A 679-nucleotide genomic window follows, 5' to 3' on the forward strand; every position below is an offset into this window, starting at 1 on the left:
GACGACGGAGCTTATCCCCCGCCGACTCACTGCCGGGATACACCTGACGGGTATTCGGAGTTTGGTTGCTGTCGGTACCCGGTATGGGCCCTCAAGCATCCAGTAGCTCTACCCCCCGCAGGCAACCCCCGACGCTGCACCCAAATGCATTTCGGAGAGAACCAGCTATCACGGAATTTGATTGGCCTTTCACCCCCAGCCCCAGTTCATCCCCCCGGTTTTCAACCCAGGTGGGTGCGGTCCTCCACACGGTCCTACCCGCGCTTCAACCTGACCAGGGCTAGATCATCCCGCTTCGGGTCCAGGACACGCGACTGAAAACGCCCTATTCGGACTCGCCTTCGCTACGCGTACCCCACACGGGTTACGCTCGCCACGCACCACTGACTCGCAGACTCATTTTTCGATAGGCACGCCGTCACCCCACAAGAAGGCTCCGACGGATCGTAGGCGCACGGTTTCAGGAACTCTTTCACTCCCCTCCCGGGGTGCTTTTCACCTTTCCCTCACGGTACTAGTGCACTATCGGTCGGACAGGCATATCTAGGCTTACCCCACGGTCGGGGCGGATTCACACGGGATTCCACGAGGCCCGCGCTACTTGGGACACACATCCACGAGACCATGCGCAACCGGCTACGGGGCCATCACCCACTACGGCCAGGCATCCAATCCTGTT

The 679-nt window shown here is 60.5% G+C and carries 1 rRNA gene; it reads right to left on the reverse strand.

Annotation, left to right across the window (positions count from 1 at the left end):
• Nucleotides 1-679 (reverse strand): 23S ribosomal RNA (locus BFAL_RS06165); the annotation flags it as partial.

The organism is Bifidobacterium aesculapii (genome assembly GCF_001417815.1).
In the GTDB taxonomy this organism is placed as follows: domain Bacteria; phylum Actinomycetota; class Actinomycetes; order Actinomycetales; family Bifidobacteriaceae; genus Bifidobacterium; species Bifidobacterium aesculapii.